Here is a 16,172-nt window from a genome sequence, read left to right as displayed (position 1 = left end):
GAAGTTGATCTATGAAGACGTTCATACCAACAGGTAATGATGCGGGGTCGAGTATACGTGGAGGTCTTTCTCGGATTCTACATCCTCGCCAGAACTCGACTGGGCAGTGGCTGACCTGTTCGAGAAAGGTAACAACGCCAACACACTCGCTGCCGATATGGTCCAGAAGGACAAAATCATTCTGGCCCGAGACGTGGAACTAGCGTGCGATCAAGCGGCAGCCGGCCTTCCGGAAGCAAGCCGGCGAAAAACGGTCGAGCAGCATCCTCGTCGAAGGACTCTGCTCATCTTGCAAGGAGAATCTCCCGAGCGGGAAATTTAGGTGAAGCTAAACCAGGATAACTCCACTCACCCAGAACGGGTGATGCTAGCGCAGCAAAATGGGGCACTGCTATCAGGCCCAAGTGCTTCATCGATTGGATCGAAACGAAGGTAGTGGCACGAAGGTTCCATCGGTTAGAACTTCTCTACGCTCATCAACCTGATATTCAGGATCTTCGCACGGCTTCTCATAAACGATGCGGTAAGTATCGCCAACCTCCTCCTTGAGCCAACGCGCCAGTTTCAGACCGCATGCGTGGAACGCGGCCCAGTCCCAGCCGTTGGCATCGGGGGTTATCTGAGTAAAACGTTGTCTGGTCGAATTCGATGGCCCAGTCTGCAAATTTCCGCCATAGCCCCTCTGACATCGGAAAAGACTCGCGCCAACAGACGCCATCGCAAATATTGGTGCCGACCCGGCGCGTCCGGGGTCATCGACGAGCCACAGGAACGGCGCATTGCCATAGCCCACCATTACAGTAAGGATGGGAACGAACGATGCGTTACTGCCGGCCGTCATGGCGAATCATTCCTCCTGGGCGAGCCATGCATGGTTCAGCACCCGATCTTTGGTCTGGATGTAGTCATCTTCGGGATCGTCATCGCGTCCCATGTCCCAATGCTCCGGATCAAATTCCGTTGTGAAGAAGCGGCGCAACTCGGCTTTCAACGCGGCAGCCAGGGTGGCGCGCGCCGTGATGCCCTCCAGCAAGACCTCGTCCGAGTATTTCCGGGTCACCCGCAGCAAGACGCGCTCTGGGTTCTCAGGGCGCAGCACCGTCAGCACGGCTTCTTGCCCTTCCTCGTCGATTTCGATCTGAACCGGCAGGTCTCCTTCGTCGATTTCCCGGCCCCACGCTATCAACTCGTTGAATGGGTCAAATACATCTGACAGGTAAATCGTTGCCGTGACAGCATCGAGTGTCAGGTGCAGCTTCGCCCATCCATATTCCTGCATCTCCAGCTGAATGCTGATCCTGGCATCGGGCAAGCCGGGGCGAATCACGAACCACTTGAATGGCTCCCCCGCTGGCGTGATCAAGCCTGCACGCGCCCACCGGTCAGTGCTGTAGGAATGCAGCGCTCCCGTGTTGCCGGAGACGAAAAACGGCGTGAGTGCCGACCATGCGCCGAGGCGGTCCGATCCGCGCTGGTCGTGATACCACTCCATAAGTTCACCATAGGTACTCCAGTGGAAGCGTGCCATACCTGTGACACGAATGATTCCCGCCGGATTGTCGATAACTTCTGTGACGTAGTCGAACGACTCATGGAGCCTCCGGAAGAGGCCGGGGCCGGGCTTGAACGCAAAGAAACCATCCAGACTTTCCTTGTCGGCAATCATCAGATCACCTCTAAACGCTTCATGGAGCTTCGCCTGAACTGCGCGCCGTTTGTCCGACAGCGTGAGGTGCTCCTGGTCTCCAATCAGCACTGGAATTTCCTGAAGCGCTGCGCGCGCCTTTTCGTCGCGGCACAAACGCAAGGGAAGGATCAGACCGACGCGTGGTGCGATGCCCGGGCGATCCCCACTCGTGCGTGCGCCGACGGCGAAGAGGCCCGGCACAATATCCGTCATTCTGGCGCGCAGGTCTCGTCCCGACGCACCATACTGCGCGATATACAGAAACGGCAGTAGCGCATCGAGACGACCAAGCAGTTGACCGCAATTGCGAGGAATCTCCCGTGCTGGCAAGCGCCCCTGCTCATCGCTCTTACTCCAAGCTAGCGTCATTGTTCGCATATCCCCTCACGTTCGATCTCATCTAGTGTCAGCCAGCCGCCCCTACGACAAAGCTTGACGGAAACATCTGAACCGAAGCGGCTTGGAGCGTCCTGGCGGTCTCGACTTACTCTTTGTTTGTGCGCTTTGCGGACTTCGGGCGAAAACGGGAGGTCCCTCTGGCAGAGAGGAAAGGCCGAGGCGCCTTTCCGGTCAGATGGGGTGACCAGCGAAATCCACAGGATTCCGCAGGGGTCCGTGAGAACACGGGAGTTAGCACAAATGGATAGTATAAAACCACCAACTGAGAGTGGTGGGGGTTGGAATTTTGGTGGCAAGGGCGGAATCGAACCACCGACACAAGGATTTTCAGTATTCGAGTCATACTACCTAATTGCTTCTATATTATTCTCAATACTTTGATGTTCAAGGTTTTTCTGGTCCTTCGTCCTCGCCGTTGTCGCCGAGACCCTTCATCCAAGCCTTAGCTTGATCTGGCTTGATCTTCTTTGCGAGGTCAAGAGCGTCGAAGGCGATGGCCCGCGCCATGTCGGTCTTCCCGAGTACGGCGAAGACCATGCCTGGTGCGCAGCGAGGCGAGCATTGATGTTCTCTATTCCGCGTTGATTCTTTAAAGGCGTCGACTATAGTAAAACTTGGTACGGAACATCATCGTAGACGGGTTAATCTTTTTGGTACCAAATCGATTTTTTATTCACCTGAACAGATAGAGGAGAAAAATGAAAACAAGAAGGTTAATTCAAACTACACAATTGGTAAGCTTTTTCGGGCTTTCCGCTATGTTGTCAATAGCTGCAGCTGATCCACCTGTAGCACATCAATCTAAAACCCAGAATATTCCCGGTGTGATAGGACCCCCAACACCACCCCCAACAGGCACACGCAAACAACCTCCTCCTCCTAAAATTCTTAATTGCGCCCAAGATTGCGATGCTTGTACGAGGGAAGGCCTTCGTTGCACAAGCAGCCTTGAGTGTATGGAGAAATATCCGGCCACCCCGATCCTGTGCTTGATTCCGCAAAGATGATCTCCCACCACGAACGAGAAATCGCGGAACTGAGCGTTGACCGTGAATTGGCAGTCGAGTATCTAAAGGCAGCGATGGAATCGCTCGATAATTCCACCGCTCTGGGTTGCCCTCATCTAAGAGTTTTGCGGCGATAGCCGCCATCATTTTTTCTGCCGCTACCCTAAGTACGTCAACTTTATTGTTATTGTTCATTGCGTTTTCTCCTATATGTGTACCGTACCCTTGACATATAGCCGAACGGTTAAGTATGGGGGGACGTGGGATGGCCAGTGTGCGGGGCGGTGCGCCTAACCTTCAACTTGATTTCGACACGTGCGCCGAGGCGATTAATAATTCCAACCAGGCGATCCACTGTGAAGCGTCCGAGATCCGCGTTGCGGATGCGGGAGAAATCTGCCGCTGCAATGCCGGTGCGTGCATGGGCTGCCCGCACGGTCATCCCTTCATGATCTAGCGTTTTAATAATCTCAGCTGCCAGCAGTGCCTTTAGTTGCTTCACATCGGCATCCACCTGATCAAGATCGCGGAAGACATTTCCGCTGCCCCGGATCACTTCCAGTTCATGCATCATCGCAACATCTCCTTCAACCGTTTTACTCGTTCCACAACCAAGTCAATCTCGTGCTTCGGAGTCTTGATCCCTTGGGTGGATTTCTTCTTAAAAGCGTGCACGACCCATAATTCCACGCCAATCTGCACCGCATACACTACCCGATATGCATTGCCCCGATAGGGCAACGCAATTTCCATAACACCAGATCCCAAGCCCTTCAGTGGTTTGGTAATGTCAGCCTTGCCGCCATCTGCCGCTATGCTTAACGCCGTCAGGCAGATCGTTTTTGCCCCTTCCGGGAAACTCTCAAATTCCTTGCGAGCAGCAGCTACCCAGGAAATAGGCCGTGTTGTTCTTGTCACTTCTGACCTCCATGCTTATGTTGTCATATATGACAACATAAGGCAATCCTCAATTTATCCTACCTGCTCGATAGGCTTACGTTTTCATCGTGCTTTTTAATTCTTTTGTTGTCTTTTATGTACTTTACATGCCTTGACAAGTTATTTATACTGCCTGCTCCAATCTCAATAATGAAAAAATAACGGAGAAGCGAAGCATGAAATCCTGTATATCAATTCCAATTCAAACAGATCAATTTCTGGAGCTGGCAAACTTTCTGCAGAGCAATAATGACCCGCGGGATCCGGTGGAAGTGGTTTCCACTGCCATTCAATACTGGCTGGATAATGCCGATTGGAAACCTGAGCTGCTGGAAGAAGTTAGCAGCACCATCCGCGGCTACCAATGGAAAAACCTGTTTCTGCCGCAGGGGACTCAAATTCGAATGCAGTACAAGGACACCTACTTCTACGCAGGGGTTGAAGATGACAAAATCGTCTATCACGGAAAGCCGATTTCCCCAGGGAGCCTGGCTAATACAATCGCGGGCACTAGCCGTAATGCATGGCGCGATCTCTGGATAAAGCGTCCTGAAGATAAAGAATGGAAGCGTGCGGATGAATGCCGGAGCAAGGAGGGAGGCGGTACAGAAGCTTATTCAAGAACTCGACGATGAGTTCGGAAAGTCTCAAACCGAGCGCAAGCGTCAACAGTCATGACCAGGAGCTCCCACGCAGCGGTACGCGCTCAGCAACGCTGTATCCCACCGCTCATCGAGCAGTGGCTGGATCAGTTTGGCGAGGAAAAATATGATGGAAATGGGGGCATACTGCTGTATTTCAGCCGCGCCAGCATTCGCGCTATGGAACGAGCATTCGGTCGAGCTCCGGTACGCAAGATGACCGAGTATCTCGACGCCTATAAGGTAGAAAGTAGCCATGATGGACGCGTTCTCACTATTGGGCATCGGACCAAACGTTTGAAATGCAGGTGATCACCCTACTCAAAATCCCAACAGCTCATCTGGACCATAGATAACTTGCTCTGCCCACAGGAAGAACGGCAAAGGGCCGAGATTGGCTTGAGGACAGTGGCGCGTTTAATTCGCGCCGAACGCAAGCCAAGGCGACCCTTGGAGACTGATTGTACATCACACCGTCAGCTCGGATTCAGTTATTCAACGCCTATGGGTGCAAGCAATTCTTTCATGTTGTTGTTTGGACCTGGACGATTGAGTGCCTGCCAACCTTCCACCAGGTGAAGACTTCGGATGGCAAGGAGCGTGACTGGGCAATGTGCGCCGCTTCCTCTACTGGCGTATCAGGGTCCATCCAGCGCCACGCGTCCTCCGGCTCCAGCACGACGGGCCTGCGATCATGGATGTCCACCATGCCGCTGCCCGAGTCTTCAGTGACGATGACGAACCCGACTTCAACACTCTGCTGGATGCCCGGCCTGAAGTTGGTGATCCCCGCCATGAAGATGGGTTTTTTGTCCCGACGAGAGATATACCAGGGCTGCTTCCTACCCTGCTCGAGCGTCCACTCGAACCGGCCACCCCCGGGAATGATGACTCGCCCCTGACGGAACATGTGGCGGAAGTAGCTTCCGGTTAGCGCTTTTTCCACCCTGGCATTGATCCAGGGCCGCTTCCTGTCTTGCGCCTCCTTCGGCGTGCGATATTCCATGTTTGGCGTTTTGTGCCCCACGTTACACGTGCTATTTACGGCTTTTTGGCTCGCCGAGCGTGTAACTGCATTTATTTTGAAAGGAGGAAGCGGCTCATGTAGGCGCCAAAGGCTCAATGGCCTTTCAGTTGCATTTATGTCCAGCTTTCCACCGCACTCATCAATAGCAAAAAAGGTCAGCGCATATAAGGTCGGACGCTTAAGATCACCGGCACGGGACATAATAATAAACTCCTTTTCCAGGAGCTCACGTCGGGCTTTGTTCAACGTGTCGCGCGACTTCCAGTTGCGCTTTTCCATGAGAGTCCACGTCATACACAAATCGCCGTTATTGGAACCTTTAAATTGCGCCAATAAGTCGCAAAGTAACCTAACGGCATGTGTGGATAAACTTATGTAGCTCTGACTTGACAACACACAATGAGGTAAGGCTGCATACCCACCCTCCCTGGCGAACTATGTGGAATGGGCTATCGAGCAATCTCTTTCCACAGTGTATCTGGAAGAGCCAAAAGAGCATAAGAGGGGCAAAACAGTCAGTGATGCGGGGTTGGATCTATGGGGTCTCACAGAAGCGGACAGGGTCTTTAGGTTAGCAATATGGTTTCCTAATTTGCTGACCTATGACGAACAACTGATCTGGGGCGTTATCTGTACTTATCAGCAAGATGTGAAGGAGCTTAACGAACCCGTTCGTTTAAAGAATGACAATCAATACTCTATAGAACTTATTCGGAAATGCTGGGATGAGATTAAAGCTTACGCGCTGGGCTCCGGTTCGAAGGATGAACTTGACTCAGCCGTTTACAAGAACCTCACCCTTAACAAATGAGGGGATTTTATGGCCAAAAACTATAACAAGCTTTCCCGTCAGGCAATGCGTAAGCTGAAGCCAGGTGAAAAAATTACCGAGCACGGTATAACCTTTCACCGGGACAAAAACAATGATGGCGTATTTACCGTTAATGTGATGGTGGACGGCCAACGGATTCACCGTGTAATCGGACGTGAATCGGATAGCACTACCCGCACGCAGGCAGAAGAATTTATCGAAAAGGCGCGACAGGACGCCAAATCCGGCAGGCTCAATTTGCCAAAACGTCGAAAAATTGTTCTTGGGTTTGAGGAAGCGGCGGAGAGATACTTAGCCAAACTGGAACAAGAAGGGGGAAAAGACCTTTTGATGAAGCGGCGGCGCCTGTCGTTGCATGTAGTTCCGTTTTTTAGAGGCTTCCCACTTTCAAAAATCACTTCTTTTGACATCGAGCGGTATAAAAAACATCGGCTTCTTGAAGTCGCTATGTGTGGCGGGGTGAAGCAAAAACCTAAAGACGCGACCAAGCTAAAAACCACGAGCCCAGGTACGGTAAACCGGGAGTTGGCTGTGATTTCGCATTTATGTAATAAGGCAGTCGAATGGGGATGGATTGATCGGCGGCCAGCTGTTATCAAGCGATGCCGGGAGGAACAAAGCAGAATTACATACCTCCCGGTTGAGCAGATTAAACGACTAATTGAATGTGCCAAGCAAGACCAGAATCCTCAGATATACCCCTTTATAGTTATTGGCCTAGGGACTTCTATGCGTCGAATGGAAATTTTGGAAATTAGGCGCGAGAACGTTAATTTAAAGCAACGAACAATTTACATTCCAAACGCGAAGGGGGAGCACGTGAGCAGCCTATTACCCGGCAACTGGCAGAATTTCTAGAGGGTTACATGACTGGATTGCAGAAAGGTACTCCATGGTTGTTTCCTTCTCCAAGCGCAAAAGAAGGACACACGATGGATATTCGCAAACCGTTTCGTCGTGTAGTTTCCGCCGCCGGAATGGATCCTGACGAAGTTGTGCGGCACACGCTACGCCATACCGCTATCACACACTTGGTCCAGGCTGGAGTGGACCTGCCTACGGTAAAAAGGATTTCAGGTCACAAGACCCTAATAATGGTTGAACGTTATGCCCACCAGAACGGCGAACATATCAAGACAGCGATGGATAAACTTGAGGATCGATATCTGAAGATTAAGTAGTAATTCTCGTCACAATTACACAAGAATTACACAAAGCAAAAGGTTTTTCAGATCTTGAATCTGCTAACCCTCTGAATTAATGGTGGCCAAGGGCGGAATCGAACCACCGACACAAGGATTTTCAGTCCTCTGCTCTACCGACTGAGCTACTTGGCCTATTAAAACGATTATCCTGTAACAGTCGATTCAGGTACAGGTTTTTAATCGGCGAGATTGTAGCATAGTGCCAACTCTGTTGGAATCCAGCGTACAAGATTAAAAACTGGAGCAACCGTAGAAAGGTATTCTCTTGCCGAACTACGTTCCTGTTTCACCTCTTGACCGTCTCTTGCAAACACGAAATACAATCAGGGATGGTCGGTTGCAGCAGAGTATCCAGTCTCTTAAAAACAGTAGAATTTCTTGCTCCCGCACCTCGGAGCATTAACCGCCTGAAATCTGCTGTCTGAAACTCGTCCAAACAGGCTACAATTCAGCATTTTAGCAGCAATAGATGCGCATTTCCCACGGCACTCCCGTTCAGGCTGATGCGCCGGTTGCGCTCACCATCGGCAATTTCGATGGGGTGCATCTGGGGCACCAGGCGATGCTTGCGCGCCTGAAAAAGGCAGCTGACCGGCTTGGTCTCGAATCCTGTGTCATGATTTTCGAACCGCATCCGCGCGAGTTTTTCGCTCCGGATAAGGCGCCTACGCGGCTCACCAGCCTGCGGGAAAAGCTGGAGTTGCTGGCGGCAGCCGGGGTGGAGCGGGTGCATATTTGCCGCTTCGATTTCGATTTTGCCAGAATCCAGGCGGAGGATTTTATTGTCCGCATCCTTCAGCATGGTCTGGCTGCGCGCTGGGTTCTGGTGGGAGACGACTTTCGCTTCGGTGCCCGCCGTGCCGGTGATTATGAGATGCTCAAGGCATTTTCGGCAGAGTGTGGTTTCGAGGTGGAAGAAATGCCGGGCTTTACCGTAAACGGCCTGCGCGTTTCAAGCACGGCCGTTCGCGAAGCATTGGCGGCGGGTGATCTTGAGCTGGTCAAATGTCTGCTGGGGCGTTTCTACAGTATTAGCGGGCGCGTGGTGGATGGCGACAAGCTGGGCAAGAAAATCGGATTTCCTACAGCGAATATTCAGCTCAAACATAATCGCCCGCCCCTGGCGGGAATCTTTGCCGTTGAAGTCGAAATGGAAGCTTCGGGGAACGAGACGCCCTCGTCATTGGAAGTGCCTTCATTGGATACACTGCGGGGGGTTGCAAGCCTCGGCGTGCGTCCCACTGTGCATGAGCATGGCAAGCCGGTGCTGGAGGTTCACCTGTTCGATTTCGACCAGGAAATTTATGGCCGCCATTTGCGGGTGCATTTTCTTCACAAGCTGCGTGATGAGGAAAAATATTCCGACCTCGAGGCGCTGACCAGACAGATTGGCCGGGATATAGACAATGCAAATAAATACTTCTCCTCGTTATCCGAGCCGCCCGCTCTTTCTGAAAAGAAGCTTGTGCAAAGATAAGGCTGCCATTCGCTACTTTTTCGATATTTCATGACCGACTATAAAAAAACGCTGAACCTGCCCGATACGCCTTTCCCGATGCGCGGCGATCTCGCGAAGCGAGAGCCTGTAATGCTTAAAGCATGGGAAGAAAAGAATCTTTATCAGAGAATCCGGGAAGTCTGCAAAGGCCGCCCCAAGTTCGTGCTGCATGATGGACCGCCGTATGCCAACGGAGATATACACATCGGCCATGCAGTCAACAAGATACTGAAAGACATCATCGTCAAGTCGAAGACCTTGGCTGGCTTCGATGCGCCCTATGTGCCGGGCTGGGATTGCCATGGCTTGCCAATCGAGCATCAGATCGAAAAGAAGTATGGCAAGAATTTGGCGGGGGACAAGGTGCGCGAGCTATGCCGCGCTTTTGCGAAGGAGCAGGTTGCGCGGCAGAAAGCCGATTTCATCCGCCTCGGTGTCCTGGGCGATTGGGATAACCCTTACCTCACCATGAATTATTGCACGGAGGCAGGCATTATCCGTGCGCTGGGCAAAATCCATGAAAACGGCTATCTCTACCAGGGGCAAAAGCCGGTCAACTGGTGTATCGATTGCGGCTCGGCATTGGCCGAAGCGGAAGTCGAATATGAGGACAAGACCTCGGCTGCGATAGACGTGAAATTCAAGGTGGCTGATCCGGCTGCATTCTGGCAAAAAGTCTCGAAGCCATCGGAGGGTTTGCTGCCTCCGGTTATCCATGATGACAAACCCGTTTATGTCGTTATCTGGACGACTACCCCATGGACCTTGCCGGCTAACCAGGCGGTGAGTTTGAATCCTGGTGAAGAATACGTTGCAATCGACACCGGAAGTGAGTTCTTACTTCTGGCCGATGCCCTTGTTGACAGTGCTTTGCTGCGCTACGGAATCGCAAAAGCTGGCGTGCGTATTGCGGCCAGATGTACGGGTGCTGCCTTAGAACACATGCTGCTGCAGCATCCGTTTTACCCCCGGCAGGTGCCCATCATTCTGGGAGAACATGTCACCATGGATGCGGGAACAGGTGCGGTGCATACCGCTCCTGCGCATGGGGTGGACGATTATGTGGTGGGCCAGAAGTACGGCTTGCCGGTGGATAACCCGGTGGGGGATGACGGACACTTCTTCGATTCTGTATCGCTCGTCGGCGGGCTTTCCGTATGGAAGGCGAACGAGGTGGTGATACAGACATTGGAGAAGAACGGGCTTTTGTTGAAAAACGAAAAGCTTCAACACAGCTACCCGCACTGCTGGCGGCATCGAACACCGATCATCTTCCGCGCGACACCGCAGTGGTTTATATCCATGGACAAGGAAGTCTCGCGTAAGAATCATAGTGAAGTTGCGCGATCGCTGCGCGAATCGGCGACAGCCGCAGTAGAGGCCACCGCCTTTTACCCGTCCTGGGGAAGAGCCCGGCTGGAAGCGATGGTGAACAACCGACCGGACTGGTGCATTTCGCGCCAACGCAACTGGGGTGTGCCGATGGCGCTTTTCGTCAACAAGGAAACCCATGAACTGCACCCGCGCACGAGCGAACTGCTGGAGCAGGTTGCTCAACGGGTGGAGCAGGAAGGGATTGAAGCATGGTTTCGCCTGGATGCGAAGGAACTCCTGGGAGAGGAAGCGAAAGATTACAAGAAGCTTACGGATACGCTGGATGTGTGGTTTGATTCGGGTACGACGCACGATACGGTTCTGAAGCCTGACCCGCAATTGAGGTATCCGGCCGACCTTTACCTGGAGGGGTCGGACCAGCACCGCGGCTGGTTCCAGTCCTCCTTGCTCACCGGTTGCGCGATTGACGGGCGCGCCCCTTATGATGCCCTGCTCACGCATGGCTTCGTGGTGGACGGGCACGGCCATAAGATGAGCAAATCCAGAGGAAATGTGATTGCGCCGCAGAAGGTGATGGATACGTCGGGGGCGGATATCCTGCGATTATGGGTGGGGTCTACGGATTATTCGGGAGAGCTTTCGATATCGGATGAAATCCTGAAGCGGGTGGTGGAGAGTTATCGGCGGATACGCAATACGCTGCGTTTTCTGCTTGCCAATCTTGCAGATTTTGATTCATCAACCGATGCCGTGCCCATTGAGCAATGGCTGGAAATAGACCGTTACATGCTGGCCTTCACGAGAAGGCTTCAGGATGAAGTGGTGGAAGACTACCGCAACTTTGACTTTCATTTGATCGTGCATCGCTTGCATAACTTCTGTTCCGAGGACCTCGGCGGTTTTTATCTCGACGTCCTCAAGGACAGGCTATATACAGCCAGCGCCAACGGTCTCCCGCGTCGTTCCGCCCAAAGCGCGCTTTATCACATTGCCCATAGCCTGGTCCGCTTGTTTGCGCCCATCCTCAGCTTTACTTCCGAAGAGGTATGGCAATATCTCCACGGTGATTCGGAGAACAGCATTTTCCTGCATACGTGGCACGAGCTACCGCCGCAGCCGGATGAGGAAGCGCTCGTGACGCGCTGGAGCAGGATACGCGAATTGCGCTCGCAGGTTCAAAAAGCCCTGGAGGAGTCGCGCGCCTCGGGGAAGATCGGTTCTTCGCTTGCAGCCGAGGTGCAGATTCGAGTTGCTGGAGATGATTTTTCTCTGCTGGAGTCGTTAGGCGATGATCTCCGGCTTGTCATGATCACCTCGGCGGCGCAGGCCGTTCACATTGAGAAACTGGAGGGCGAAAGCATTGCTGTAACACCCAGCGCCCATCCAAAATGCGAACGGTGCTGGCATTATCGGGAGGATGTAGGTGTGGACAGGGAGCACCCGACCATTTGCGGGCGATGCGTATCCAACCTGTATGGGGCGGGCGAGGTCAGACGATATGCTTGAACAAGTTGCTTGTGGGGACAGGCTTATATGAAGCTGTGGGTAAGCCTGGTTATTGCGCTGATTGTAGTGGTGCTCGATTTCGTCACGAAGCGCTGGGTAGAGGGCGTATTGGATTATGGTGAACATGTGCCGCTGACCAGTTTTTTCAATCTGGTGCTGGCATATAACGCGGGAGCCGCGTTCAGTTTCTTGAGTGAGGCGGGAGGATGGCAGCGCTGGTTTTTCACAACCGTTTCCGCAGGCGCCTCTATATTAATCGTTTTTTTGCTGCGCAAACATGCCGCTGACAGGCTATTCTGCATTGCCTTGAGCCTCATCCTCGGTGGAGCCCTGGGAAACTTGTGGGACCGCGCCACCCTGGGTCATGTCGTCGACTTTCTGGATTTCCATGTAGCAGGGTATCACTGGCCCGCCTTCAACGTGGCGGATTCAGCGATTTCGCTGGGGGCAATATTGCTGGTGATAGACGGTTTTCGGCAAAAAGACGCTGATACCGTAAAGAGCAGGTGATTTCGGCGCAAGAAGACGTTTCAGACGGTCGTCTTGCCCGGTTGCCACATCACGTCTTCCACACCTTGTTGGCGATTCAGGTACCGGCATAGCACAAACAGGAAATCCGAGAGCCGGTTTAGATACTGAAGATGTACAGGAATTAACGTTTCTGCCTGGTAGAGCTCTACCAGCCGCCTTTCGGCGCGTCGGCAAACTGCCCGGGCAACATGGCATAATGAAGCGGCGCGGGTGCCACCGGGAAGTATGAATTCCCTGAGCGCCGGTAACGCGTCGTTGTAATGGTCCAGTTGCGCCTCCAGGCGGTTGGCCTGTTCGACATTAATAGTGACCCGTCCTGGAATGCACAGATCCCCACCCAGATCGAACAGGTCGTGCTGGATATCTTCCAGTTTTATCCTGGTTTCGCCATCCAGCGGTTCCGCAAGCAACAGGCCAATGAAACTGTTGAGCTCGTCAACCGTGCCCATGGCTTCGATACGCAAGCTCTGCTTGGAAGAGCGGGTACCGTCCCCCAGCCCCGTAGTCCCGTCATCACCGGTCCGCGTATAAATCCTAGTCAATCGCTTTCCCATACGGATTGTCTGATCAACTTGCGAGGTGATTTCCATTAACCGGGCAATCTGGGTTCACCCTTCCTGCTCCTCCTTGCTTTGACTGCGTGGGGGCATGAATAACGCGGCAACGGGTTTTTTTTGCTGCTTATGGCCGAAATAGTCAAACCGTTTTTCCGGCAGGGATGTTTCGGACTTGGCACTGGTTCTGTCCGAAGACTCTTCGGAAAATGTGGCCGGTGTATAGGGTTGAGTAAAGAGCGGGTCCTCTGGCAACTTGCCAGTTTTGCGGGAGCCTGCATACTCCTTGGAACTCCTGCCAGTTTTACCCTTGGTCCCATTAAGCGACATAATTGAATTTGCCTGCTCCAGTTTCCGCGGTTGCAATCCGCGAGGCTGCGATCCGGCAGATTTCTTCTCCGTCGATTGATTGGATCTATGGTCGATTCTTCCGTGCGATGTGGCAGCTTCCCCTTGAGCAACTGTGGCTTCTGGCTCGAAACCTGGAACCACTTTCGATTCCACCTTCAACTTGAGCAATTTCTCGATGCCTTTGAGTAATTCCGCCTCATCCTCGCATACGAGTGATATGGCATCGCCCCTGGTTCCAGCGCGGCCCGTGCGGCCAATGCGATGTACGTAATCCTCAGGATTTGTCGGCAATTCGAAATTGACCACGTGCGGCAGCTCTTCGATGTCCAATCCTCTGGCAGCAACGTCGGTCGCTACCAGGACACAGACCTCGCCCTGTTTGAATTTTGTTAGCGCTTCAGTACGCTGCGGTTGGGTTTTGTCCCCATGAATCGCCGTTGCACTGATGTGGTCCCGTTCCAGTTGATGAGCCAGCCGGCTCGCTCCATGCTTGGTTCGCGCGAATACCAGAACCTGTTTCAGGTCTTGCGATTTGATGAGGTGCGCCAACAATTCACGCTTACGCTCGCGAACTACAGGATGTACAACATGAGTTATCAATTCGGTAATAGTGTTGCGCTTTGCGACTTCGATCAGCACCGGCTCTCTCAGAAGCTTCCCCGCAAGTTTCTTGATCTCATCGGAAAATGTGGCCGAAAACATCAGGCTCTGGCGTTCGGACGGCAGCAATGCAAGAATGCGCTTGATATCCGGCAAAAAACCCATGTCGAGCATCCGGTCCGCTTCATCCAGTATGAGAATCTCTACCTTGGATAAGTTGATTGCCTTCTGCTGAACATGATCCAGGAGTCGTCCCGGCGTAGCCACCAGAATTTCTACTCCCGCCCGCAACTCTCGAGCTTGCGGTTCCATATCCACCCCGCCGTAAACTGCGGCATATCTCAGTGGAAGATACTTGCCATACGTTTTTACGCTCTCGTGCACCTGGATAGCGAGTTCGCGCGTGGGAACGAGAATCAGCGTACGGATGGGATGTCGGGCGGGAGAGGCGCTGGTGTTAGCGCCGGATTGCAGGAGATTTAACATTGGCAATGTAAAACTCGCAGTCTTGCCGGTACCTGTCTGTGCTGCGCCCATGATATCCCTGCCTTCGAGGATAGGGGGAATTGCCTGGGTCTGAATCGGAGTTGGGTCGGTATAGCCTTGATCTGCTATGGCACGCAGAATCTCGGGCGTTAAATTAAGTTCGGTAAACGACATATTCAATACTTCGAGACCGCATGACAAGAGATGTCGACGCGGGCGGAAGAGGATAATTTATAAATAAGGAAATGGTGTACAACAATGGTTGTAGAAGATGAAAAGACATAACGCTATGTAGAGCGTTAAACAGCATTGGTCTATTTATGACGAGTCGAATTTATTAAGAGGTGTATCAGTATTAACGTCGGCCAATACTCTAAAGTTTAGACTATCTGCGAATTATAAAATTCATTCATTCTTAATCATTTCTTGCTTGCTGGCGAATACTTTCGGGTTTGGTTCCTTTGATCCATTCACCGCTTTTCGTGAAAACACGCAATAATATTGGTGCGCCGCCAATCGCTACCGCATCAACGAGGCAATACCAGGCCGCTACACCGCTTGGCGGATTTCCCTGGGATAAGCTGAGGACAGGCTCTATCGTAGCCCACTTCCATGTTCCGGCTGCGGTGCCAATCAACTCCAGCCAGGTGGTAATAAAAAAGGCTGCCAGATAAACCATTGGGGAGCGGCCTTTGAACAGATATATCAGAAACACGCAAAATAGCAGTGCCCCTACCTGATCTCCCTGCTCAGGGTATCCGCTGATCCCCCAGAGCGACCAGATACCGCAAGTCAGGACCACGAAAGCCGCTATTTTCCGAGAATACTTCAGGAAGAGGCCGGAGCGGGCCAGGGCGACTGCGGTAAGATAAACCATGCCATGCCCGGGAGGCACGTAGGCGGGCACATTTCCAAAACGATAAGTGTAGCCCTGCATATAAATGGAAGCAAAATGCTCACCCGCAGTAGCGAAAGCGACCGCAATGATCACTTGCATCCGCACTTCTTTATTTTCGCCAATCAACAGTCCGAACAGAAACGTCCAGGCGATCAATCCCATGAAGTTTTGCTGCGAGAGACTGCCAGTTGCATCCAGATTCAGGCTGATCGCTACACAAAGAAAAGTGAGTGTGGCGATAAAGTAATCGCGCATTCTGTGCGCATAGGGAGTATCTGGTTTGGGAAAGTTACGTAACATTTCTTGAATCTAGTGTTGGAGACAGCTGTCCAGAGTCCGTGGGTAATTTAACCGGCACGAGGCTTAACAACTATAAAGTGTGAACCATACCATACATCCAGGATTTCTTTTTCGCGTTTCTGCGCGGAGATAGGCAAGAATACGAAATCAAGATCTCCATGAAATAAAACCACTGTTTCCGGTTGTTACCGAAAACAGTGGTTGAACAGGAAAATTATTCGTATTGTTGTCAGGCGTCTTGAAGGAATAAGGGTAACAACCGCCAGCGAATTGGCTGATTATTACTCCTCGTCTTCCTCTTCCTCGTCGTCATCATCCTTTTTTTCGGGCTTGAGCACCATCTTGCCCTGCTTGATGCTCTCGTTCAGGTCGGTTT

19 protein-coding genes and 1 tRNA gene are annotated in these 16,172 nt (G+C 52.3%); 10 read left to right on the top strand and 10 right to left on the bottom strand.

Going from position 1 to position 16,172, the window contains the following annotated elements:
• Window positions 1–106: 106 nt before the first annotated feature.
• Window positions 107–322 carry a hypothetical protein gene (locus tag BMW46_RS15330; protein ID WP_177171040.1) on the top strand — a complete coding sequence of 72 codons (216 nt, stop codon included), beginning with the start codon at window positions 107–109 and terminating at the stop codon, window positions 320–322.
• A gap of 87 nt (window positions 323–409) precedes the next feature.
• Here BMW46_RS15330 and BMW46_RS05505 read toward each other — a convergent pair whose 3' ends face one another.
• The 3 genes from BMW46_RS05505 to BMW46_RS15770 form a co-directional block, all read right to left on the bottom strand.
• Window positions 410–841, bottom strand: coding sequence for a hypothetical protein (locus tag BMW46_RS05505; protein ID WP_074705797.1), 432 nt, complete (start codon window positions 839–841; stop codon window positions 410–412).
• Between the two features lie 6 nt (window positions 842–847).
• Window positions 848–2,056, bottom strand: a complete 1,209-nt coding sequence (locus BMW46_RS05500; protein ID WP_074705795.1) for a hypothetical protein — start codon at window positions 2,054–2,056, stop codon at window positions 848–850.
• A 414-nt stretch (window positions 2,057–2,470) separates the two neighbouring features.
• Window positions 2,471–2,593, bottom strand: coding sequence for a hypothetical protein (locus BMW46_RS15770; protein WP_256376967.1), 123 nt, complete (start codon window positions 2,591–2,593; stop codon window positions 2,471–2,473).
• Between the two features lie 445 nt (window positions 2,594–3,038).
• On the opposite strand from BMW46_RS15770, the gene BMW46_RS15765 reads away from it, so the two are divergent.
• Window positions 3,039–3,230, top strand: a complete 192-nt coding sequence (locus tag BMW46_RS15765) for a hypothetical protein (RefSeq protein WP_256376966.1) — start codon at window positions 3,039–3,041, stop codon at window positions 3,228–3,230.
• Window positions 3,231–3,337: 107 nt separating this feature from the next.
• Here BMW46_RS15765 and BMW46_RS05490 read toward each other — a convergent pair whose 3' ends face one another.
• Window positions 3,338–3,667: a helix-turn-helix domain-containing protein gene (locus BMW46_RS05490; RefSeq protein WP_074705792.1), complete on the bottom strand. Its 330-nt coding sequence runs from the start codon at window positions 3,665–3,667 to the stop codon at window positions 3,338–3,340.
• Window positions 3,664–4,011 carry a type II toxin-antitoxin system RelE/ParE family toxin gene (locus BMW46_RS05485; protein WP_074705789.1) on the bottom strand — a complete coding sequence of 116 codons (348 nt, stop codon included), beginning with the start codon at window positions 4,009–4,011 and terminating at the stop codon, window positions 3,664–3,666. Before BMW46_RS05485 ends, BMW46_RS05490 begins: the two co-directional genes overlap by 4 nt.
• A 197-nt stretch (window positions 4,012–4,208) precedes the next feature.
• On the opposite strand from BMW46_RS05485, the gene BMW46_RS05480 reads away from it, so the two are divergent.
• Both BMW46_RS05480 and BMW46_RS05475 read left to right on the top strand, forming a co-directional pair.
• Window positions 4,209–4,667 carry a hypothetical protein gene (locus tag BMW46_RS05480; RefSeq protein ID WP_074705772.1) on the top strand — a complete coding sequence of 153 codons (459 nt, stop codon included), beginning with the start codon at window positions 4,209–4,211 and terminating at the stop codon, window positions 4,665–4,667.
• A gap of 39 nt (window positions 4,668–4,706) precedes the next feature.
• Window positions 4,707–4,985, top strand: a complete 279-nt coding sequence (locus BMW46_RS05475) for a hypothetical protein (RefSeq protein ID WP_074705769.1) — start codon at window positions 4,707–4,709, stop codon at window positions 4,983–4,985.
• A gap of 211 nt (window positions 4,986–5,196) precedes the next feature.
• On the opposite strand, the gene BMW46_RS15760 is transcribed toward BMW46_RS05475, so the two are convergent.
• Entirely contained in the window at window positions 5,197–5,994 is a 798-nt protein-coding gene (locus BMW46_RS15760) for an SOS response-associated peptidase (RefSeq protein WP_143121411.1), read from the bottom strand.
• A gap of 145 nt (window positions 5,995–6,139) precedes the next feature.
• Between BMW46_RS15760 and BMW46_RS05460 the strand changes: the two genes are divergently transcribed.
• From BMW46_RS05460 to BMW46_RS15540, 3 genes are read left to right on the top strand one after another with little or no spacing between them, the layout of a single operon-like run.
• Window positions 6,140–6,511 carry a hypothetical protein gene (locus BMW46_RS05460; protein ID WP_074705767.1) on the top strand — a complete coding sequence of 124 codons (372 nt, stop codon included), beginning with the start codon at window positions 6,140–6,142 and terminating at the stop codon, window positions 6,509–6,511.
• Between the two features lie 9 nt (window positions 6,512–6,520).
• Window positions 6,521–7,390, top strand: coding sequence for a tyrosine-type recombinase/integrase (locus BMW46_RS05455; protein ID WP_218141757.1), 870 nt, complete (start codon window positions 6,521–6,523; stop codon window positions 7,388–7,390).
• Window positions 7,363–7,713, top strand: coding sequence for a tyrosine-type recombinase/integrase (locus BMW46_RS15540; protein ID WP_218141766.1), 351 nt, complete (start codon window positions 7,363–7,365; stop codon window positions 7,711–7,713). The genes BMW46_RS05455 and BMW46_RS15540 overlap by 28 nt, the downstream gene beginning before the upstream one ends.
• Before the next feature lie 80 nt (window positions 7,714–7,793).
• Here BMW46_RS15540 and BMW46_RS05450 read toward each other — a convergent pair.
• Window positions 7,794–7,869, bottom strand: a tRNA-Phe gene (locus tag BMW46_RS05450).
• A gap of 337 nt (window positions 7,870–8,206) precedes the next feature.
• Here BMW46_RS05450 and BMW46_RS05445 point away from each other — a divergent pair.
• From BMW46_RS05445 to lspA, 3 genes are read left to right on the top strand one after another with little or no spacing between them, the layout of a single operon-like run.
• The gene (locus BMW46_RS05445; RefSeq protein WP_074705765.1) at window positions 8,207–9,214 is read left to right on the top strand and encodes a bifunctional riboflavin kinase/FAD synthetase; all 1,008 of its coding nucleotides are present in this window, start codon (window positions 8,207–8,209) and stop codon (window positions 9,212–9,214) included.
• Between the two features lie 30 nt (window positions 9,215–9,244).
• The gene (gene ileS / locus BMW46_RS05440; RefSeq protein ID WP_074705763.1) at window positions 9,245–12,076 is read left to right on the top strand and encodes an isoleucine--tRNA ligase; all 2,832 of its coding nucleotides are present in this window, start codon (window positions 9,245–9,247) and stop codon (window positions 12,074–12,076) included.
• Window positions 12,077–12,103: 27 nt separating this feature from the next.
• Window positions 12,104–12,586 (top strand): signal peptidase II, encoded by a 483-nt coding sequence (gene lspA, locus BMW46_RS05435; protein ID WP_074705761.1) that lies wholly within the window; start codon window positions 12,104–12,106, stop codon window positions 12,584–12,586.
• A 20-nt stretch (window positions 12,587–12,606) separates the two neighbouring features.
• On the opposite strand, the gene BMW46_RS05430 is transcribed toward lspA, so the two are convergent.
• From BMW46_RS05430 to BMW46_RS05420, 3 genes are all read right to left on the bottom strand, one after another.
• Window positions 12,607–13,161, bottom strand: a complete 555-nt coding sequence (locus BMW46_RS05430) for a cob(I)yrinic acid a,c-diamide adenosyltransferase (RefSeq protein ID WP_074706561.1) — start codon at window positions 13,159–13,161, stop codon at window positions 12,607–12,609.
• A gap of 54 nt (window positions 13,162–13,215) precedes the next feature.
• On the bottom strand, window positions 13,216–14,772 hold the full coding sequence (locus BMW46_RS05425) for a DEAD/DEAH box helicase (RefSeq protein ID WP_074705759.1): 1,557 nt from the start codon (window positions 14,770–14,772) through the stop codon (window positions 13,216–13,218).
• A 241-nt stretch (window positions 14,773–15,013) separates the two neighbouring features.
• Window positions 15,014–15,796, bottom strand: coding sequence for a hypothetical protein (locus tag BMW46_RS05420; RefSeq protein ID WP_074705757.1), 783 nt, complete (start codon window positions 15,794–15,796; stop codon window positions 15,014–15,016).
• Window positions 15,797–16,172: the final 376 nt, after the last annotated feature.

The sequence above is a fragment of the Nitrosospira multiformis genome, assembly GCF_900111585.1.
In the GTDB taxonomy this organism is placed as follows: Bacteria; Pseudomonadota; Gammaproteobacteria; order Burkholderiales; family Nitrosomonadaceae; genus Nitrosospira; species Nitrosospira multiformis_B.
The sequence above is the reverse complement of the archived record's forward strand: the minus strand, read 5'-3'. Positions and strand labels throughout refer to the sequence as shown.